Raw genomic sequence first — 20483 nt, 5'->3', positions numbered from 1 at the left:
ACGATATCGTAATGGAGTATGCCAGCAGTATACGGGATGGACGCAAGATTGCGTGTAAGGAATTGATTCAGGGTGCGGAGCGGTTCTTTCGTGATCTGGACAACCCTGAATATGACTTTGACCCGGAAGATGCTGAATTTGTTATTAATATTATCGAAAGCACCTTTGTTCATGCTCAAGGCGAGATGTTGGACGGTACACCGCTTCGCGGCATGCCGTTCTTGCTGGAACCGTTCCATAAGTTCATGGTGTACAACCTTCTTGGCTTCTTCAAGAAAGGGACTAAAATCCGGCGTTACAAGGAAGCCTTCATTTATATACCGCGTAAGAACATCAAAACCAGCTTTGCGGCTGGTCTGGCATGGGCGCTTGGCCTGCTGAATCGTCGAAGCGGTAGTAAGGTGTACATTGTTGCGGCTGCCTTGAAACAATCCTTGGAAAGCTTCAATTTCATCAATTTTAACCTGGACGCGATGGGCGAGAAGGATAACTTTCGCGTCATTGATAACAATCAGGAGCATAGCATTCAGGGAGAATTTGAAGATGGGTCATTGTATATTCAGGCATTAGCTGCAAACCCGGACCGTCAGGACTCCTTGAACTGTAACATTGCCATTGCGGACGAGATCCACGCTTATAAGTCGCCCAAGCAATACAACATTATTAAGGAAGCCATGAAGGCGTACACCAACAAACTGATGATTGGTATTACCACGGCAGGCGACAATATGACAAGCTTCTGTTATCAACGTCTTCAGTATTGCAAGAAGATACTGGATGGAACGGTGAAAGACGAGGCTTATTTCGTGTTTATCTCGAAAGCGGATCAGGACCCGGAAACGGGTGAAGTTGATTACACAAATCCGATCATCCACCAAATGGCGAATCCAGCCTATGGAGTTTCCATTCGTCCTGAAGACATTATGAACGATGCTCTACAGGCGCAGAATGATCCGCAACAGCGGAAGGACTTCTTTGCCAAGTCACTGAACATTTACACCGCAGCGATGAAGGCGTATTTCAATATCGACGAGTTCAAGTCATCGAACCGAAAATATAAATGGACGCTGGAAGAACTGGCGAAGCTGCCGATTGAGTGGTACGGCGGGGCGGACTTGTCGAAGTTGCATGACTTGACCGCATCGGCGCTATATGGGACGTATGGCGATGTGGACATTATCATTACGCATGCATGGTTCCCGATTGTGGCGGCTACGAAGAAAGCGGAAGACGATAATATTCCGCTGTTCGGATGGAAGGATGATGGATGGCTGGATATGTGTAACAGTCCTGTGGTCAATCATGCCGATGTTGTTAACTGGTTTATTCAATTGAAGAAGACAGGCTTTAACATTAAGCAAGTCGGATTTGACCGTAAGTTCAGCCGTGAGTTCTTCGCAGGCATGCGTAAGGCAGGGTTCAAAATGATTGACGAACCGCAGTATTTCTGGCGCAAGTCGCAAGGGTTCCGGCGAATTGAAATGCGTGCGAAGGAAGGGAGACTTTATTATCTTGGTTCAGATGCCTTCGAATATTGCGTTCAGAACGTTCGAGCTATCGAGAAGACCGATGACATGATCCAATATGAGAAAGTGGAAGATAACCAGCGGATCGACTTATTCGATGCCGCTGTTTTTGCATGCGTCCGACAGCTTGAAAACTTTGAAACGGCAGGCACTGCTAAAGGCTGGCTGAAAGGGGGTGGAAGAACTGAGTAAAAAGAAGAGAGGCCGCAGCGCAAGCCAGAACCGAGCCGATTCAAAATCGAGTATAGGTTGGTTTATGACAACGGAAGCACATGACATGTTGTGTGTGCCGGGATATACCAGGTTGTCCGATAACCCGGAAGTGAAGATGGCCGTTCATAAGATTGCAGAGCTGATCAGCACCATGACTATCCACCTGATGCAGAACACAGATAACGGTGACGTTCGGATCAGGAATGGACTGGCACGAAAGATAGATGTTGACCCGTACAGTCTGATGACGCGCAAGACATGGATGTACAACATTGTCAGCACCTTACTGTTGCATGGAGATGGAAACAGCGTCGTTTATCCAAAAATGAAGGCTGGTTTAATTGATGAACTGATTCCCTTAAAGCCATCAAGCGTGAGTTTTCAAGACACGGATAACGGCTATTTGGTCCGATATCAAGGTCAGGCGTACGACCATGATGAGGTGCTTCACTTTGTGATCAATCCTGACCCGGAACGACCGTGGATCGGAACCGGGTATAGGGCGGTGCTGAAGGACATTATTCACAATCTCAAACAGGCTACAGCCACGAAGAAGGGCTTCATGAGTGGGAAATATATGCCAAGCTTGATTGTGAAGGTGGACGCGAATACAGCAGAGTTGTCCAGTGAAGAGGGGCGCAACGATGTGTACAATATGTACCTTGAACGTTCCGAAGCAGGGCAGCCATGGATTATCCCGGCCGACATGATCGATGTCGAGCAAGTCAAGCCGTTGTCCTTAAACGATATTGCTATTAACGAATCGGTTCAACTGGATAAGCGAACGGTGGCGGGCATTCTTGATGTGCCAGCCTTTTTTGTTGGTGTTGGGGATTTTCGCAAGGATGAATATAACGCCTTTGTGAATACGCGAATTCAGCCCTTAGCGATGGGAATTGTACAAGAATTGACTCGGAAGCTGGTTTTTGCACCGGATATGTATTTCAAGTTCAATCCGCGTAGCCTTTACGCCTATGACCTTAAAGAACTGGCGGATGTGGGGAGCAATCTTTTTGTCCGGAGTCTCATGTTGGGCAATGAGGTGCGGGATTGGATCGGTTTGTCGCCACTTGAGGGTCTAAATGAACGAATTATCCTTGAGAACTACATTCCGGCCGGAATGATTGGGGATCAGAAAAAGTTGAACCAAGGGGGAGGTGAGGAAGATGGATAGGACAGTGAAGGTTACCCGGAGTCTGACAACCAAACTGGAAACGCGTGAAGCGGATGATCAGTCGTTGGTGATTGAAGGCTATTTTGCTGTTTTCAATCGTGAAACAGAGTTGTGGCCAGGAGCATTTGAAGTCATTGCACCTGGAGCGTTTGATCGTACCCTTGGCAATGACATCCGGGCGCTGGCGAATCACGAAACCATGTTTGTTCTTGGCCGGAATAAGGCGGGGACGCTGGAGTTGAAAACGGATAGTCATGGGCTTTGGGGCCGGGTCAAGATCAACCCGGATGATTCGGACGCAATGAACTTGTATGCGAGGGTCAAGCGGGGGGATGTGGATCAATGTTCATTTGGATTCAACATTGTGGGCGAGGATACGGATTGGCGAGATGACGGGACGGTGAAGTGGACCATTCGGGAAATCGATCTGCATGAGGTCAGTGTTGTGACGTTCCCACAATACGCCGAAACTGGCGTACAGGCAAGGAAGAATGAAGTGGCGCAGCACCGTGAACGTCAATTGCAACAACGAAAACATCAACTTAAGGGGAGGCTGGCTAACTAATGGCACTGAGACAAATTATGTTGGCGAAAAAGATCAAGCAGCGCAAGGCAGATTTGGAGGGGTATCTGGAACAGGAGCGCGGACTCATTACGCGATCTGAAGAACTGGAGCGAGCCATTGAAGAAGCTGCTACCGAAGAGGAAATCAATACAGTGGAAGAAAGTATTGAGGCACTTGAGCAGGAGAAGGAAGAGGTAGCTTCCAAGAAAGGCACGCTTGAAGGCGAAATTACACAAATGGAATCTGAACTGGAAGAGTTGAACAGTAAAGAGCCTAAAAATACGCCCGGAAATAGCGGAGAGCAAAGACAACAAATGCAACAACCACAAATTGTAGGGGGCGAAACAAGAATGAGCAAAAGAGCTAACTTTGGTATGACTCGTGAGCAGCGTACAGCATATGTGCAACGCGCCGAGGTAAAAGAATTCTATGAACGCGTTCGTAGCCTGATGGCTGAAAAGCGAGCAGTTAATGGAGCAGAACTGACGATTCCTGATACGGTGCTGGAACTGCTTCGTGACAATCTGGATGGATTCTCGAAATTGGTCAAATATGTACGTCTTCGCCCGTTGAAAGGAACAGCTCGTCAGACCATTGCTGGTGAGATCCCGGAAGCTGTTTGGACAGAAGCATGCGGGAAACTCAATGAGTTATCCTTCGACTTCTCTCAAATTGAGATTGATGGCTACAAGGTCGGCGGCTTTATCCCAGTATGCAAAGCTACATTGGAAGATTCGGATATCAACCTTGCAAATGAAGTGGAGTACATGCTTGGTGAAGCAATCGGATATGCGCTGGACAAGGCGATTGTATACGGTACTGGCGTGAAGATGCCGCTTGGTTTCGTTACGCGGCTGGCTGATGCGGCTCCTGATTATGGCCCTGATGTATCGACATCTAACATCAAAAAGTTGCCAGTATCCACGGGAGTTGAACTTTTCAAGTCCGTGTTGAAAACACTTGCGAATGCGAAAAGTCGTAGGGCGAGAAACGGCCTTGTATTGGTGATGAATGAAATGACTTGGAACAGTCTGGTTCTCCCTGAATCACTTTCCGTTAATGCTGCGGGTACGATTGTGGCGGCTAATGGTGGTACGTTCCCTGTTGTGGGTGCGAAAGTCGAGTTCCTTGATTTTATCCCGGTAGGCGACATTGCAGGTGGATACCTTGAGAAGTATCTGTTGTCTGAGCGTCAAGGAGGTTTCTTTGGTGCGTCTGAGCATGTGCGCTGGATCGAGGACGAAGTTGTATTCAAAGGTACGGCTCGTTATGACGGAAAACCTGTACGCCCTGATTCATTCATTCTCTTTAACATCCAGAACGCCGCGCCGACAACGAGTGTTACATTCGCACCTGATAAGGCTAATGAAGCAACTGAAACTCCAGACGGAGCCTAAACACGAAAGGGTGATCTAAATGCCTTACATCGTCATTAAGGATTTCAAGGATTTAGAAGACAAAAACCACATTTACCACGCCGGGGATAAGTATCCTCGGTCTGGACGTGGAAAGCAGGCTCGGATTGAGGAATTGCTTGGTTCGGAGAATCGGCGCGGCGAACCATTAATTGAGGAAGTGGGCGATTGATATGGATATCGCCCTGATTGTTGGATTAATCAAGGAACGTTTGGCTATTCGTTCGAACGTGCGGGACAACTACATTACGGCTATCGCCAATTCGGTGGTGAAGGAACTGGAGGATGAGAAGGGGTTAACGCTGGATGCGGATAACGCCTATCACCTCCAGTTTTGCGTAGATTATGCCGCATGGCGCTACCAGAGCAGGGACAGCGAGGGGAGTATGCCGAGACACCTTCAATTCAGGCTTCATAACCTGATTCTACACGCGCGGAGGAAGAGTACATGAGAGGCGATCACGAACTGATTCTATTTAAGCCTAGCGGCCGTACGAAAGATAATATCGGCAATGAGATCGTCATTGATCCTGTGGAAACCGCAGTGCTTTGTGATCTTCGTTCAGTGGGGCGCAATGAGTTTTACAGCGCGGCTACCGCTGGGATGGCACCGGAAATGGTGTTTGTCATGCATCCGTATGAGTATAGCGGAGAGCAGCAAGTCATATTCGAAGGCGTTCGATATCAAGTCATTCGGACGTATTCGGAGCATGACGAGGAAGTCGAACTGGTATGCGGAAAGGTGAAGGGTAAATGACTTCCATTGATCGACTAGCGCAGGAAATCGTGAGTGCTGTCAAGGCATATACAGATGATGTCTCTGATGCAATAGAAAAGCGTGTTGATGAAGTAGCTGAGTCGGTTCGTGCTGAAGCTGACGCTAACGCGCCTAAAAGATCAGGTAAGTATGCCAAAGGATTCAAGGTGACCAAGCAGGGCAGTAGCGGAAAAGCCAAACGCGTGGTTTGGAATAAGAAGAATTCGAGAATTGTCCATTTACTTGAGTTTGGACATGCAAAACGTGGCGGCGGTAGAGTTGCAGGCCGTCCACATTTGCGTCCTGCTTATGATCACCATGCCGCGAGTCTACCGGACGATATTAAACGGATTATTAGGAATGGGGGATAGACGGGGATGCAGCAAGCCGAGTTATATCAACTGCTTGAATCCATAGGTCTACCCTTAGCCTATGGCGAGTTTAAGTCTACGCCTGAATTACCTGCACCTGATTTGCCGTTCATCGTTTATCAATTTGCCTATTCCGGCGACTTGATGGCTGACAACCGGAATTATCTGAAGATTTCCAATTTTCAGATTGAGCTGTACACCGACATCAAGGATTTGGCGGCGGAAGGGCTTGTGGAAGATGTCCTTGAAGTAGCTGAATTACCTTATTCGAAAACAGAAATTAAGCTTGATGGCGAATCGATGTATCAAATCATTTATGAAATACAACTCATTGGAGGGTGACGACAAATGTCAGAAAACAAAGTTACGTTTGGTCTGGATAAGGTACACATTGCATTCTTTGATAAAGATGCTACAGCCGGACAACCAAAATGGGAAACGCCAATTCCGATTCCAGGTGCTGTACGCTGGGCGCCTGAAGCACAAGGGGAGACAAGTACATTCTTTGCTGACAACATGGCATATTTTCTTGTGACAAGTAACAACGGTTATACCGGAGAACTGGAGATGGCCAACATTCCAGATGAGATTAAAGCCCGGATGTTTGGCTGGAAGATTGATGACAACGGTATGTTGGTCGAGATTGCAGACGGCATGCCGGAGAGGTTTGCTTTGCTGGGTCAGGTCAAAGGTGACAAGCGAGATAGACGCTTTGTGTACTACGATTGCCAAGCAGCTCGTACAGCCAAGGAGAACACCACTAAAGGGGAATCGACGGAAATTGTGGGTGAAACCCTGTCCATGACATCTTCGCCAATTGAAATCAATGATAACGTCATTGTTAAAGGCGATTTGGAGTTGAACGCAACGAATGCGACTCAGTTCAATTCCTTCTTCTCCAAAATCTACACGCCGACGTTCACACCTGCGGCTTAATTTCTTAAATGTTTTGAATCCCGTCCGGTGAGATTGGACGGGATTCACCCCTATTTAAATGAATGGAGACGATGAACATGAAAGAACTTCAATTTGGTGAAAAGACAGTACCAATCACCGCATCAGCCCCGGCACTACTTTACTATAGACAGGAATTTGGGGCTGATTTAATTGGCGATATGACAAAGATGATTAGCGACTATGACACGGGTGGAGATCAAGAAGAAAACCCAGAAGCTACCACATCCGATGCCCTTGCACTGGGGAATATTAACTTCTTATCTTTTTTGCAACTGGCGTGGGCTATGGCGAAGGCGTATCAGTACGGGAAACCCTTCCCTAAATTTGAAACGTGGCTGAATGATTATGGTGAAGATATCGATTTCTCGGATGAGGGATTCATTATCGATATTGTGGAGGAAGCCACGACAGGCTTTTTTCGTCAAAATCAGGGAGTCAGAGGAGCATTCGCAAGCCGCAGGAAATGATTCTCGTGTAGAAATAGATTTGTTGGCTATTGGCAAACGAATCGGCTTGAGCATGCAGGAAATGAGCGAAATGACTTGTTCTGATTTGATTGATCTTGCTCGAAGCTTCACAGGCAAGGAAGAGAAGAAGAAAGGACCGCGAGAAGCTACACAAGCGGACATTGATGCCTTTTATGGGCGTTAGGGGTGTACACATGTTACCAATGACATGCAGCGACGGGTGTGGTCAGGATTTCGTGCTGATCAGCCACGGAACACAACAGGTATTGCCGGGTGTGGACAGGGTTGGTTTTTCCTGTCCGCATTGCGGCAAGGTCTATACGGCGTATTATTCAAATCGCAAAGTGGAGAAATTCCACGCAGATCTTGCTGAACTGCAACAGCGTCCGGCAAAGGGCGGTTTAACCCGTAGACAGGTGGAGGGGATCATTGTTCGAATTAATAACACGAAGAAGAAACTAGCCTCTGAAATGAAGCGGCTACGAATTCAGGTAGAGGGAGATTCCCAAACGTCTGGGAATTTATAAAAGAGCATCATGAATGTGTGGTGAAGCATAATGGAAAAAGTGAAGTGTCCGCATTGCGGGCATTTGCTCTTTAAGGCGCGTTCTGCTGATCTGGAGATCAAGTGTTTGCGGTGCAAAAAGATAGTTGAAGTCAAATTGAAGGAACAGAGCGAGCCGCACACCAAGTAGCGAGCCATGCCTGCCTGATACTAAGGGTAGGTGGGCCGTGTGGCAGAAACGATTAAGGGGATTAACGTTGTCATTGGTGCAGAAACAACGGGGCTTAGCAAAGCCTTATCCGATGTCAACAAAAAATCAAGGGACATCCAATCCGAACTAAAACAGGTTGAAAAGCTGTTGAAGTTAGATCCGGGTAATACGGAGTTGCTTGCGCAGAAGCAGAAGCTGCTTGCCAGTTCTATCGGAAACACTCAGGAAAAGCTGAACCGATTGCGCCAAGTGCAGGAACAAGTGAATCAGCAGTTTGCCCGTGGCGACATCACCGAAGGTCAGTACCGGGCGTTTCAGCGTGAAGTCCAGAAGACGGAGCAGGAGCTGCGCGGACTGAATAGCCGTTTGGATGAGACGACCCAAGAGATTGGGGATCAAGGGAAAAAGGTTAGTAAGCTGGGTCAGGATTATAAAGATGCTTTTGAGCAGGCGAAGCAATCGCTGGGTAACAGCTTCGACCAAATGAAGAAAGTCGGTGCAGGCGTCACGGCGTTTGGCACGGGCTTGGCTGCCGGACTAGGCGTTGCTGTAAAGAGTGCAGCAGATTTTGAACAAGGCATGGCAAATGCTTATTCCGTTATGGACCCGGCTGAGGTAAGTAAGTTCAAGTCTGAACTTGAACAACTTGCCATTACGATGGGTGCCCAAACGAAGTACAGTGCAACCGAGGCGGCCCAAGGTATCGAAGAACTGGTTAAAGCGGGTGTCAAGGTACAAGACGTTATGAACGGCGGTCTTTCTGGTGCGTTGTCCTTGGCAACGGCTGGAGAATTGGAACTGGCAGATGCTGCTGAGATTGCCTCTACAGCGCTCAACGCTTTTAAATCCGATTCGCTTTCTGTCCAAGATGCGGCCGACATTTTGGCCGGGGCAGCGAACGCTTCAGCAACCAGCGTAAGCGAACTGAAATTTGGATTGTCCCAATCGGCTTCCGTTGCTGCTTCTGTGGGCTTGTCCTTTAAAGATACAGCAACGGCGCTGGCGGCCTTTGCGCAAAACGGCTTAAAGGGTTCCGATGCGGGTACATCCCTCAAAACCATGCTTATGCGGCTCCAGCCAACCACGGCAGATGCTTATGCCACGTTCAAGGATTTGGGCCTTTTGACGTTGGATACCGGGAAAGCTATGGAGTATCTGTCTAAACAGGGCATCAAGCCTGCTGAAATGAGCATCGACGGTATAACCCAAGCATTAGCAACCTATATGGCCCGAGCAGACGGGGCCAAGACGGTAACAGGGAAGTACTTCAAGCAAGCGAAGGAAATGGCCGAGGCAAACGGCTGGGTGTATTCGTCGTTCTACGATGCCAACGGGTCACTCAAAGACATGTCCGAAATCGCTGGACTGCTGAACGAAAAGATGTCCGGTCTGAACGACATGCAACGGCAAGCGGCCATGAATACGATGTTCGGATCAGATGCGATCCGCGCGGGTAACATCCTCTATAAAGAGGGTGCCGAGGGGATCGACGCAATGGCAGCAGCCATGGATAAAATCGATGCTCAAATGGTTGCCGCGCAGAAGCTGGATACCCTTAAAGGTGCGCTTGAAGAATTACGCGGGGCCATGGAGACGGCCCAGATTACCATTGGTAATGCGCTGATTCCAGCCCTGCGGAAAATTGTATCCACGGTGCAAGTCGTTGTCGATATGTTCAACAAGGTACCGGAGGGTGCGAAATCATTTATTGCGGTGCTGGGGGCCATCACGGCAGCCTTGGCGCTCATTGCGGGTCCGCTTCTGATCCTGATTGGATTTATACCGCAGATTGCGGCGGGGCTGACGATGCTTACACCGATGTTCACGGCACTTTGGACGGCCATCACGGGTCCAATCGGTATTGTTGTCGCAGCCATCGCCGCTGTCGCTGTCGGACTGACATATTTGTACAAGACCAACGAAACGGTAAGGGACGCGCTTAACGCAGCTTGGCAAGCCATCAAATCGGCAGCCGAAGCTGTTTTTGGTGCGCTCAAGTCGTTTTGGGCCACGTGGGGCGGAGAGATCACCGGACTATTTAACACACTTTGGAACGGCGTCAAGCTGGTCTTTAATACGGTGCTAAAAGCCCTATCTGAAGTTGTAAAATCCATCTTTGCTGGGATTAAGTCGTTCTGGGCCACATGGGGCAATGACATTACAGCTTTCTTCAAAGCCACCTGGGCAACTCTGACACTGATGTTCAATACCGTGTTCAAGGCTTATTTTGAACTGGTCAAGTTCATCTTCAATGAGATTAAAGCGTTCTGGGAAAAATGGGGTTCCACGATCACGGCCGCATTCAAGGGCGTGTTCGAAATTCTCAAGACGATATTCAGCACGACATTCAACGTGATCTTCACGGTCGTTAAGACCATATTCAACAACCTGAAGGCGTTTTGGGATACGTGGGGAGCCACTATTACAACGGTCTTCCGAACGGTGTTTAATGTGGTGAAATCTGTTTTCTCGGGTGCTTGGAATGCCATCAAGATCATTGTGGAAACTGTGATAGGCGTGATATCGGGTATTATCAACACGTGGTTGGCTATCTTCAAGGGTGATTGGGCTGGAGCGTGGAACGCAGCCAAAGGAGTAACGGAAACCGTTTGGAAGGGTATTATAGGCATCTTCAAAAATGCGTTCAATACGATGAAAGATGTCGGGAAGAACATCATTCAAGGCTTAGTGCAAGGTATTGCGAACATGAAGGATGTCGTTGTCCAGAAGGCTAAGGAAATTTCGGAAGCCATCGGCGGATTCTTCAAGAAGTTTTTTGATATCCATTCTCCATCCCGTCTGACAACCGGATACGGCGAAAACATCGGCCAAGGTTTGGCAAACGGGATTAGCAATAAGACCAAGACAGCGGAAAAGGCAGCTAAGGAGACGGCCACAAAGGTTAACAAGGCTTTTAAGGATGCTTTCGCCACGGCACAGTACAATTTCAAAATGGGCAATTTGGACACTGCCGGCTATGTGGCGGCTCTGGAAAAAGTGAAGTCCTCTTATGCCAAAACGTCAGCTCAAGTCCAGAAGGTTACGCTGGAAATCAAGAAGGCCCACGAGCAGCAAACCAAGTCAGCCGAGAAGGCAGCCAAGGATTCATTTGCAGCATCGAAGGCGTACATTGATGCCAGAGCTTCGACGGGCAAGGTTACGCTGGAACAAGAGCTTGCCATGTGGGAGAAAGTCCAAGCCAAGTATAAGGCCGGAACCGCGCAGCATATCGCGGCCGAGAAGGAAGCCTATAAGATCAAGCAGGAACTAGCAAAAGCAAGCTTCCAGTCTTCGAAGGATTATATTGAAAAGGCGGCAGCCGCTAACGAAATGTCTCTTACTCAGCAGTTATCTGCATGGGAGCGGGTGCAGGCCAGATATAAAGCTGGTTCCGCTGAGGCTAAAGCGGCGGAAGAAGCAGCGGGCAAGGTCAAACTGGAGATATACAACCAGCTCACCCAAGCCAGCGAGGACTTCCTTGCCAAAACCAAAGAAGTGAATGCAAATGTGGCCGCTGAAGAATTGCGTCTTAACGGCGTCTATGAACAGGCGGTAGAACAGCGAGCCAAGGCGATCAACGACTTTGCGGGATTGTTCGACGAAGTAGTTGCCAAGTCTGAGACATCGGGACATCAGCTACTGGACAACCTTCGCGGACAAGTGGACTATCTGGCTACATGGGCATCTAATATTGAAACGCTGGCCGCGCGAGGTATTGACAAGGGTCTACTGGAAGAGTTGCGGCAGATGGGTCCGAAGGCAGCTCCTGAGCTGGCCGCATTGAACACGTTGACGGATGAACAGCTTGCGGAGTACACCGGACTATGGAAAACCAAGTCGGCAGAGTCACGGGCAATTGCCGTTCAGGAGCTGACCGGGTTACGTGAGGATACAGACAAACAGATTACTCAGCTTCGTGTGGGTGCTGCCACTCAACTGGATGGACTCAAGGCCGATTTTGACGCAAAGGTCAAAGCGATCCGGGTCGGAACCACGAACCAGTTCAATGCGATGAAGTCCGACTTGCCCAACATCGGTAAACAGGCAATGCAGGGATTGCTAGATGGACTGGCATCCATGCAAGGTGCCGTGGAAGCGAAAGCTAAGGCAATTGCCGATTCGGTGCGAACGACGATGCAGAAGGCACTGGATATCCATTCTCCATCCCGTGAAATGAAATGGATCGGGGAAATGGCCGGACAAGGGCTTGTGCAAGGTATGGCAAACATGATGTCCAACGTACAGCGGCAGGCGAGGGAAATGGCCGAAGCGGTACAACCGTCTGTCGGTTCTTCTTCAGGGGGCGGAACTGATTCAGGTCCTCTAAGTCTGAATATGGAAGGGTTGTTTGCGGGTGCAGTGTTTAGTGTGCGGAGTGACGAAGACATCCGGGCATTGGCGAAAGAACTGGCATTGGAAATGTACTCTCTCACACAACAAGCCACACGAGGTACAGGAGGTGCAAGATGAGTAATGAAATGATATGGCTTGGCGGGAAGTCCAACATAGAGTTGGGCTTCTTGGTGCGTGGCACGTCCCGGCGTCCTGGTCTACCTGATACGGTGGACCGGACACTGAACATTCCTGGACGTAACGGATTGTACAATTACGGCGCTGATATCGGGGCGAGGACGTTCGTTTATGATTGTGCCATGATCACCAAGAACTATATGGCTCTGCAACAAGCCGTTATGGGGTTGGCTGCTCATTTAGTGGATAGCTATGGAAAACCTCGCAAACTCGAACTGAGACAGCGAGAGAGGCCGAATCAGACGTTTAGCGTGCAACTGACGGGCGCGTTTGATCCAGAACGCATTATGGGCTTGGGCATGTTCTCACTATCCCTGATTGCACATGATCCATTTGCCTATGGCTTGGAGCAGATTTATGAGACAACCATAACGACATCACCGCATGTTCAGCAAGTACAGAGCAAGGGAAATGTCCGTACAGCTCCGCTGATTGTGCTTACGAATCAAGGGACTAACACCCTATCAGGGTTTCGGATAACAAATGAATATTTAGTGGAAGGGTGATTGAAATGAATATGTCCAACTATTTGGCGAATGCACTGCTAAATCATGTGTTTCGGAAGACGGCGCTCGCCAGTCCCGCAAACGTGTATGTGGCGCTTTATACAACAAACCCAACAGCAGCCGACACGGGACAAGAGGTGTCAGGTGGTGGCTATACACGCCTGCCCATTGTTTTTGGGGCACCAGCGGTCGATGGAGGGAAACCAACGATCAAAAACAGTGCCGATCTCGCTTTTGCTATTGCTTCAGCATCTTGGGGAACGGTATCCCATATTGGACTTCGAGACGCAGCGACTGCTGGGAATCTGCTTTATTTTGGCGCATTAGATTCTCCGCGAAGCATCTTGGCGAACGACATTTTTAAATTCTTGCAGGGTTCTGTTGCTGCAAGCATGAGCTAAGGAGGAATGAACCGTGGCTTTGAAAAACATGTTTCCCGCAGCGGTCAATAGCCGACAAACGGAATTGGCTCTGGCAATTGATGATACGCAAACCAATCTAACCGTTTTGAATGGTTTATCTTTACCGCCTGCGCCCAACCTGTTGACGCTTGGCACGGATGAAACGGCCGAGACTATATTTTATACCGGGTTAAACAATAATGAACTTACAGGCGTTACCAGAGGGTTTCAGAGTGCGCCCAAATCATGGGACATTGGAACAAAGGTGGCGAGGTACTTCACAGCCTATGACCATGATACGTTCCGAGAGAATATCGAGGATGTCAGCCGAAGGGTTGATAACATTGTCATTCCAAATGCCTCTCTTACAACAAAAGGAATCACGATGCTTTCCAAAGCCACGAACGGAAACCGTGATGATGTGGCAGCCACGGAATCAGCCGTAGCTGCGGCTTTTCAGTATGGAGTTGAGCGGAAATCGGAAGTGGTTGCCGCGCTTAACTCCATTGGGGTATCGGCATCCACTTCCGAGACATGGGATCAACTGATTCCTAAGATTGCGGCAGTCATCCGTGCAACGGGTAATGCAACAGCAGCGCAAGTGTTAGCGGGGTCAACGTTTAGTAATGCGGCGGCAAACGGCCTGACAGGCTCAATGGTTAACCGTGGTGCTGTTTCACAGAACATTACGGCTCAGAACGGCTCGTATACAATTCCTGCTGGATACCATAATGGATCTGGTGTTATCCGTGCTGTTATTGCGAATTTGATTGCAGCCAATATCCGTAGTGGTGTGAATGTAGGAGGCGTCGTCGGAACACTTATCGAAGGTCCGAGGTATGCTACAGGAACGATTTCTCCACCAGAAAATGTAGGTATGAGGTTCCAGGAAGGTAACTTCAGTTACTTTGCTTTCCCTTTAACCGTTTCGGGCTTAGGTTTTAGACCTACTAGGATTGTTATCCGTGCTGATCCGACATTTGATTCTATTATTAATGTGTATGACAGCACTATTAGGAACGCAATACCGAGTGCTTCCGGAACAAATTCCAATTTCTATCAGTATACCGATTCTAATAATGGGTCAGCACTTAGTTACCTTCGGAGTGCTGATGTCTGGGAGTACACAGGTAACGGAAAACCTTCAGAAGGGGCGTATGTGAATGACTCAACATTTAGACTCCCGGTAAGTAAGTACAGGACTTATAAATGGGAAGCCTTTGGAGTTTAAGGAGGGATAGTTATGGAGATCGGAGCAAGGATTTATTATGACAAGGGAACAGGCAACGTAATACAAGAAGTTAGCGAGCGTTCTGGAATTGTTATAGAGACGACGCCAGAACAGGACTTCGTGGTATATGCGGCACTTGCTGAACGTGTGCCTGAGACAGTGGGAATGATACAGTTTGAGTATAAGGAACATGAGCAAGATCGAGAAGCGGGAGGGCGCATTACACGCATTGATTTGGAAACAAGGGAACCGCTGTTCACGTATCCTGAATCAGTCGATTCAGAGACACCACAGGAACCACGACCAGCACTCAGCAAACAAGTGGAACAACTGGCCGAGGAAAGTAATGCGAACCAACTGGCTCTCATGGAGCTGCATATGATGGTATTAAGTGTGGTTCCTGATGAGGCTTAAACTTGCTCGGCTGCTGATCCGTTGGGCTGTGAAACTTATGAGGGGAGGTGACACCATGTTAGTTGTTTATGTAATGATGATCCATAAAGGGCTGATCAAGCTGGAGCAAGTGCCAGCAGGCAGCCGTGATCAAGTGGCGGCAGCTTTGCAGGCTGGAGACATGGACCAAAACGGCAATATCGTTTAAGAGGCGTTCCAAATATGGAGCGCTATTTTTATGGGGAGGGAAGGCCGTGTATAACCGTGGATCATTTAACCGCATGGCGTTTAATCGGCAGCTATCCGTTTTCGTGTTCGGTCAGGCTGTATTACGTGGTGTAGGTGGCATAACCGCTGCTGGAAACGCCGAAATGACTGGAAGCGCGCAAATGGATGGCACAGGTGAATTAGACGCAAATTTTATTCGTGAAATCTCTTTTGCGGCAGTAATGGACGGTGAGGGCGGCCTTTCGGCTTCCTTTATCCGTGAAAGGCTTCAGAAGGCAATATTGCACGGAGTTGGCACGCTGAAAGCGAATGGCAGCCGATTCCATATTGATACTATAGATTATGTAGCTAAATTATCCCCGGGTGACCGGGTTATTATAGATTCTAAGAACCTAAAGATCACGCATAACGGCCAAAATGCACTTCACAACATGGGGGGCAACTTTTTTGATCTCAACTTGGGGAACAACAAAATAACGTATACGGACCCAGCTACAGGCAGATCTGTGTTAATGCGGATTACATTTCAGGATCGATTCGTATAGGAGGCAGGAAATGAGAAGACCAGCATACGTAACAGTATATGACTTGCAGATGCGGAAGGTGGCGTATTTAGAAAACGCCTTTGACGTGAGCTATGAAGCGCCAATGAATTCGATCTGGACGGCCAGCTTCAGCTTGCCAGCCAATGATGAGAAAAACGCGGAGTGCCAGCCGCTTTATTTCGTAGAGATATTTGACGGAGAGGAACGATTGGAGTTGTTCCGAATCCTGAAGCCAACAACCAAGCGTGGATCTGATGGACCATTCATTTCATATGAGTGTGAGCATGTTTTGGGCACGCTGCTGGATGATGTCCTGTTTCTTTACCACACAGTCGGCAATCTGGGCGTGTATACGCGGGACGTGTTGCAATATATCTTATCCAAACAGGAGATAAAGCGGTGGCAGCTTGGGACGGTCCAATTTGATAGGCAATTTGAATACAACTGGGAAAATGAAAATCTTCTTGGCGCGTTGTTCTCTGTTCCGAATCCGTTTCCAGATGAATATATGTGGTCATTTGACACAACTACTTACCCGTGGCGGCTCAATCTGATTAAGCCATCCGAGGAAGAAGAACTGTATATCCGGTACGGTGTAAACTTGCAAGGCATCACACGTGTTATAGACGCGTCTAAGGTATCTACCAGAATTTACGGACTTGGATATGGGGAAGGCGTAAATCAACTCACATTCGCTGATCTGAACGGTGGCAAGCCGTACATTGATGCCGAACAAGCCCTTATACAAAAATACGGCATTGTAAAGACCATTTTTGTAGATCGACGGTTTGAATATCCTGAAACGTTGCTGGCGCGAACTCAGGCACTGATGGAAGAATTGAAAGTTCCAAGCGTGCATTACACGGTAGACGCTGCTGAGATATATGCACTCACAAATGATCCAATTGACAGGTTCAAATCCGGCGTTATGGTATGGGTGCAAGATCAGGAATTGGGCATTGACATTAAAGCGAGAGTGGTCAAAGTAGGCAAGGGGGATGTACTGGGACAACCGGGAGCCGTAACGTTGGAGATTGCGAACAAATCGCAGGATATCGCAGGCAGTATTGCCGAGCTGCGGAACCGGATGCATATCAGTGAGGTGTACGCCCAAGGCGCTACCAACTATGACAGCCATGATTTTGCAGATAACTGTGATCCTTCGCATCCGGCTGTATTACGCTTCTGGCTACCAGCAGAGACAGCTAGGGTGAATAAGGTTGCTTTGTCATTCCGAGTAGAAGCTTTCCGGGGCTACAGTAAAGCGATTGAATCAGCTCCTTCGGTTTCATCGGGTCCGAGTACCAGGAATACAACAGCAGCGGGCGGCCAAACAACTCCAACAACTTCGACCAAGGCAACATCAATCGAATCCGCTTCAACGTCCGATAACTGGAGGATATTTGCGATAGATGTTATGCAGGCAGTCAACATGGGAGGTGCGCATAACCACGGAATACCACCAGGGACAAAATTGATGAAAGATGATGGAACACTAGTAACCTTTGTTGAATCAGGTGCGCACACGCACAATCTAACAGCCGATCATAGCCACTCAGTAACTATCCCTGCCCACAATCACACAGTTACTATTCCTGAACACACGCACCAGATGGACCATACACATACGATCCCAGGACATACACATGAAATTGAATTTGGCATTTGGGAAGGCCCAACGCCTTCTGAGGTCCAAGTTAGGGTGGATGGAAATCTTATTTCGGGGGTAGGGTCTTCAGGTGAGGAAATCGACATCGTCCCTTACTTGTCCAAAGATAACAGCGGGCGAATAAATCGTGGTGATTATCACGAAATAACAATAACCCCAGTTGATTCACTGGGGCGGGTTGTTGCGTCAGTCTTCACACAAATATTTGCACAAAGTAGAGGCGGAGGTGATTACTGAACGCCTAATAACTTCAAAGTGTCATCACCAAAGTATAATTCGTTTTGATCAATTTTGAGCGAGGCTGTGTTAGTTTCGTTCTGGACAGTTTTAACTCCTTCTTTTTGATCATACATCGACAGAGGAAAAACTATTTCCTTATCATCTAGGGAGACAGTAGTGACATCCGAAATATTAATGCTGATTCCATACTTGGACACTGCTTCTTTAGCGGGAACCCACTCAGTAACTGTTGCGGTTGGTAGCATAGTATCCTCACCTTTCGAATTAATATTGATTTGTTTGTTTTTAGAATCGTACTTAACATCTGCATCAAGCAGACTTGCCACTTCGCGCACTGGTAAATAGGTTACACCATCACTGACGATAGGGGCATTTTTCAGGCTGGCTTGTTCGTTGTTAACGACAACTTTAAAGTTTGATATTACGGCTTGTATGGTGGACGGAGCTGCGGCAGCCAAAGTTGCCGATCCGATCATCATACCGATACCGAGCGTGACAACAGTTTTCACGAACGATTTTTTCAAGGGGTACATCTCCTTTTTGTATAGATTATACCATTTATAACGGTTAACCCTGCCGAAAGTTTTATAGAATTTTGCGAAGGTGGTGGTCATCATGCTCATATTAACCTGAATAAACACCTTAGCTCCCTAACTGATTAGGGGGCTTTTTATTTTACAGAGAGATGAGGGAGCGGCATGAACGAGGGGATAGCTAATGTCATTAAAATGGTATCCGCAGCTATGGGGGCTGGCACGGGATACCTCTTTGGAGGTTGGAATATGTTGATACACTTACTTTTGATTTTGGTAGTTGTTGATTGGTTGACAGGATGGGCGGCAGCTTGGATTAAGCATGAGCTTAGAAGTAGGGTGGGTTTTGAAGGGATTGCACGAAAGGCGGCTATCTTCTTAATTGTGACGATTGCACATTATATAGATTTGGCTTGGGGAGATACCGGATACATTCAAGACGCGGTGGTATTCTTCTATATCGCGAATGAGTTATTGTCAGTTATTGAAAATGCTGGCCGTATGGGTTTGCCTATGCCGGATGCACTTCGCAATGCGGTGAAGATATTCGAATCCAAATCTTCTGTTCCGATCAATCCGAATTTACCTGATCCACCACAAGATGATACTACTCAAAAACCAGCAGTTTAAGTAAGGAGTGATTTAAATGCAACAACGAAAAGACAGTAATGTACAGGGGATCGACGTTTCTCGGTACCAGGGTAAAATTGATTGGCTGAAAGTTAAGGCTGACGGCCGGGAATTCGTATTCATTAAGGCGACCGAAGGGCAGACATACAGCGATCCCAACTTTGCAACCAACGTTAAAGGGGCATTGTCTGCTGGCTTATTGGTTGGAACGTATCATTTCCTGAAGGCGACAACAACGGTTGCCGCAAAAGCAGAAGCGGCGCATTATGCAAAGACTTTGGATACGGTAGGCGGGGCTGATCTTCTCGGCCTACCGCCTGTGATGGATTATGAGAACAACCCCGGCAATCTGAGCAAAGCACAGATCAATGCAGTCGCTAAATCGTTTCTATCTGAACTGGAACGTTTGACAGGCCGGAAGCCAATCATCTACACGGGCAATTCATTTGCGAGCAACTTTGATTCAGGACTATCGGGTTATGACTTATGGATTGCACGATACAGTGATACGAGAACACCAGATGATCAGCTTGCATGGAAGACGTGGACCATTTGGCAATATAGTGATTCAGGCAAAGTTCCGGGGATCACTGGCAATGTGGATTTGAACGAATTTAATGGCAGCCTATCGGATTTGAAGAAGCGATACGGGAAGAAGGTTGATATCACTAACCCATTTGACGGATACCGGATCACAAGCCCGTTTGGTATGCGTACGCATCCGGTCAGCGGAGTGAAGAAGTTCCATCGCGGCGTTGACTTAGTGGTGACGCCTTCTGATGGACCGATCTATGCATTTGTTGCTGGTGAAGTGCTGCATGCCAAGCTTGGGGTTAAAGGTTCTGGTTTTGGAGATTATGGGGTGACGGTAGCTATCAAGGACGACAAGGGTGGTCTGCATGTGTACGCCCATCTCACTGCCGCAGCCGTCAAAGTCGGTCAGCAAGTAAAACGTGGTCAGTTGATCGGCAAGCAAGGAAGCACAGGAATCAGTAGCGGACCACATTTACATTATGAGGTGCGTAAAGCTTTTGCGCCGCAATATGGCTATACTGCCACGGAGGCGGGCGTTGTAGAGCCTACGCAGTATCTAATTGATTATTATGGGGAAGAGGGGAATGTACCAATGACAGCAACTGAACAGAAGGCGTTTGATTCTCTTAAGGCGAGAGTAGAAGCACAGGCGGCATATATAGCCGCTCAGAAAGCTAAGGATAACATGCCATGTCCGAGCTGGGCAGAGTCAGCCTATAATTTCTATAAGCCGTTCATTGCCGACGAGACAGGCAGCTACGACTTCTGGAGAATGCTTGTGATCAAATATCGGCAAGAAAATGATATCAAAGTAACTTCATAATCCCAAACGCTTGGGAATATCAAAGGCCCTGCCAGATTTATATCTGGTGGGGCCTTTTT

The 20483-nt window shown here is 48.0% G+C and carries 25 protein-coding genes; 24 read left to right on the top strand and 1 reads right to left on the bottom strand.

Annotated elements, in window-relative coordinates:
* The first annotated feature begins 11 nt into the window (after positions 1 to 11).
* From MHB84_RS03360 to MHB84_RS03260, 22 genes are all read left to right on the top strand, one after another.
* Positions 12 to 1718 carry a terminase large subunit gene (locus MHB84_RS03360; RefSeq protein ID WP_076290132.1) on the top strand — a complete coding sequence of 569 codons (1707 nt, stop codon included), beginning with the start codon at positions 12 to 14 and terminating at the stop codon, positions 1716 to 1718.
* Positions 1702 to 2913, top strand: a complete 1212-nt coding sequence (locus tag MHB84_RS03355; protein WP_341142999.1) for a phage portal protein — start codon at positions 1702 to 1704, stop codon at positions 2911 to 2913. Before MHB84_RS03360 ends, MHB84_RS03355 begins: the two co-directional genes overlap by 17 nt.
* Positions 2906 to 3478 carry an HK97 family phage prohead protease gene (locus MHB84_RS03350; RefSeq protein ID WP_076289828.1) on the top strand — a complete coding sequence of 191 codons (573 nt, stop codon included), beginning with the start codon at positions 2906 to 2908 and terminating at the stop codon, positions 3476 to 3478. The genes MHB84_RS03355 and MHB84_RS03350 overlap by 8 nt, the downstream gene beginning before the upstream one ends.
* Positions 3478 to 4875 carry a phage major capsid protein gene (locus MHB84_RS03345; protein ID WP_076289827.1) on the top strand — a complete coding sequence of 466 codons (1398 nt, stop codon included), beginning with the start codon at positions 3478 to 3480 and terminating at the stop codon, positions 4873 to 4875. The genes MHB84_RS03350 and MHB84_RS03345 overlap by 1 nt, the downstream gene beginning before the upstream one ends.
* Before the next feature lie 19 nt (positions 4876 to 4894).
* Positions 4895 to 5065: a hypothetical protein gene (locus MHB84_RS03340; protein WP_179087172.1), complete on the top strand. Its 171-nt coding sequence runs from the start codon at positions 4895 to 4897 to the stop codon at positions 5063 to 5065.
* A gap of 1 nt (position 5066) precedes the next feature.
* Positions 5067 to 5345, top strand: coding sequence for a hypothetical protein (locus MHB84_RS03335; protein WP_076289826.1), 279 nt, complete (start codon positions 5067 to 5069; stop codon positions 5343 to 5345).
* Complete coding sequence (locus MHB84_RS03330; protein WP_076289825.1) at positions 5342 to 5650, top strand: phage head closure protein; 309 nt, start codon at positions 5342 to 5344, stop codon at positions 5648 to 5650. Before MHB84_RS03335 ends, MHB84_RS03330 begins: the two co-directional genes overlap by 4 nt.
* Positions 5647 to 6021 (top strand): HK97 gp10 family phage protein, encoded by a 375-nt coding sequence (locus MHB84_RS03325; RefSeq protein WP_076289824.1) that lies wholly within the window; start codon positions 5647 to 5649, stop codon positions 6019 to 6021. Before MHB84_RS03330 ends, MHB84_RS03325 begins: the two co-directional genes overlap by 4 nt.
* Positions 6022 to 6027: 6 nt before the next feature.
* Entirely contained in the window at positions 6028 to 6363 is a 336-nt protein-coding gene (locus tag MHB84_RS03320; RefSeq protein WP_076289823.1) for a hypothetical protein, read from the top strand.
* A 6-nt stretch (positions 6364 to 6369) separates the two neighbouring features.
* The gene (locus MHB84_RS03315; RefSeq protein WP_076289822.1) at positions 6370 to 6957 is read left to right on the top strand and encodes a major tail protein; all 588 of its coding nucleotides are present in this window, start codon (positions 6370 to 6372) and stop codon (positions 6955 to 6957) included.
* A 77-nt stretch (positions 6958 to 7034) separates the two neighbouring features.
* Positions 7035 to 7445, top strand: coding sequence for a hypothetical protein (locus MHB84_RS03310; protein ID WP_076289821.1), 411 nt, complete (start codon positions 7035 to 7037; stop codon positions 7443 to 7445).
* Between the two features lie 22 nt (positions 7446 to 7467).
* Positions 7468 to 7629, top strand: a complete 162-nt coding sequence (locus tag MHB84_RS03305; protein ID WP_179087168.1) for a hypothetical protein — start codon at positions 7468 to 7470, stop codon at positions 7627 to 7629.
* A 10-nt stretch (positions 7630 to 7639) separates the two neighbouring features.
* A complete protein-coding gene (locus tag MHB84_RS03300; RefSeq protein ID WP_076289819.1) occupies positions 7640 to 7972 on the top strand; it encodes a hypothetical protein in 333 nt (110 codons plus the stop codon).
* 30 nt (positions 7973 to 8002) lie between these two features.
* Positions 8003 to 8140, top strand: a complete 138-nt coding sequence (locus MHB84_RS31335) for a Com family DNA-binding transcriptional regulator (RefSeq protein ID WP_076289818.1) — start codon at positions 8003 to 8005, stop codon at positions 8138 to 8140.
* Between the two features lie 39 nt (positions 8141 to 8179).
* A complete protein-coding gene (locus tag MHB84_RS03295; protein ID WP_076289817.1) occupies positions 8180 to 12631 on the top strand; it encodes a phage tail tape measure protein in 4452 nt (1483 codons plus the stop codon).
* Complete coding sequence (locus MHB84_RS03290) at positions 12628 to 13197, top strand: phage tail domain-containing protein (protein WP_076289816.1); 570 nt, start codon at positions 12628 to 12630, stop codon at positions 13195 to 13197. The genes MHB84_RS03295 and MHB84_RS03290 overlap by 4 nt, the downstream gene beginning before the upstream one ends.
* Positions 13198 to 13202: 5 nt before the next feature.
* Positions 13203 to 13598: a phage tail fiber protein gene (locus MHB84_RS03285; RefSeq protein ID WP_076289815.1), complete on the top strand. Its 396-nt coding sequence runs from the start codon at positions 13203 to 13205 to the stop codon at positions 13596 to 13598.
* A gap of 13 nt (positions 13599 to 13611) precedes the next feature.
* Positions 13612 to 14829, top strand: a complete 1218-nt coding sequence (locus MHB84_RS03280; RefSeq protein ID WP_076289814.1) for a tail fiber protein — start codon at positions 13612 to 13614, stop codon at positions 14827 to 14829.
* A 12-nt stretch (positions 14830 to 14841) separates the two neighbouring features.
* Complete coding sequence (locus tag MHB84_RS03275; protein ID WP_076289813.1) at positions 14842 to 15243, top strand: hypothetical protein; 402 nt, start codon at positions 14842 to 14844, stop codon at positions 15241 to 15243.
* A 55-nt stretch (positions 15244 to 15298) separates the two neighbouring features.
* Positions 15299 to 15430 carry a hypothetical protein gene (locus MHB84_RS03270; RefSeq protein ID WP_256716838.1) on the top strand — a complete coding sequence of 44 codons (132 nt, stop codon included), beginning with the start codon at positions 15299 to 15301 and terminating at the stop codon, positions 15428 to 15430.
* Between the two features lie 46 nt (positions 15431 to 15476).
* On the top strand, positions 15477 to 15995 hold the full coding sequence (locus MHB84_RS03265; protein ID WP_076289812.1) for a phage distal tail protein: 519 nt from the start codon (positions 15477 to 15479) through the stop codon (positions 15993 to 15995).
* A 10-nt stretch (positions 15996 to 16005) separates the two neighbouring features.
* Entirely contained in the window at positions 16006 to 17901 is a 1896-nt protein-coding gene (locus tag MHB84_RS03260; RefSeq protein ID WP_076289811.1) for a phage tail protein, read from the top strand.
* Here the strand turns inward: MHB84_RS03260 and MHB84_RS03255 are convergent.
* Complete coding sequence (locus MHB84_RS03255) at positions 17895 to 18428, bottom strand: stalk domain-containing protein (RefSeq protein ID WP_179087171.1); 534 nt, start codon at positions 18426 to 18428, stop codon at positions 17895 to 17897. The two genes, MHB84_RS03260 and MHB84_RS03255, sit on opposite strands and share 7 nt — an antisense overlap.
* 174 nt (positions 18429 to 18602) lie before the next feature.
* Here MHB84_RS03255 and MHB84_RS03250 point away from each other — a divergent pair, with 174 nt between their 5' ends.
* Both MHB84_RS03250 and MHB84_RS03245 read left to right on the top strand, forming a co-directional pair.
* Positions 18603 to 19067, top strand: coding sequence for a phage holin family protein (locus MHB84_RS03250; protein WP_076289809.1), 465 nt, complete (start codon positions 18603 to 18605; stop codon positions 19065 to 19067).
* A gap of 16 nt (positions 19068 to 19083) precedes the next feature.
* A complete protein-coding gene (locus MHB84_RS03245) occupies positions 19084 to 20424 on the top strand; it encodes a GH25 family lysozyme (protein WP_083678942.1) in 1341 nt (446 codons plus the stop codon).
* Positions 20425 to 20483 lie beyond the last annotated feature (59 nt).

It is taken from the genome of Paenibacillus sp. FSL F4-0087, assembly GCF_038020215.1.
Classification (GTDB): domain Bacteria; phylum Bacillota; class Bacilli; order Paenibacillales; family Paenibacillaceae; genus Paenibacillus; species Paenibacillus taichungensis.
The sequence above is the reverse complement of the archived record's forward strand: the minus strand, read 5'-3'. Positions and strand labels throughout refer to the sequence as shown.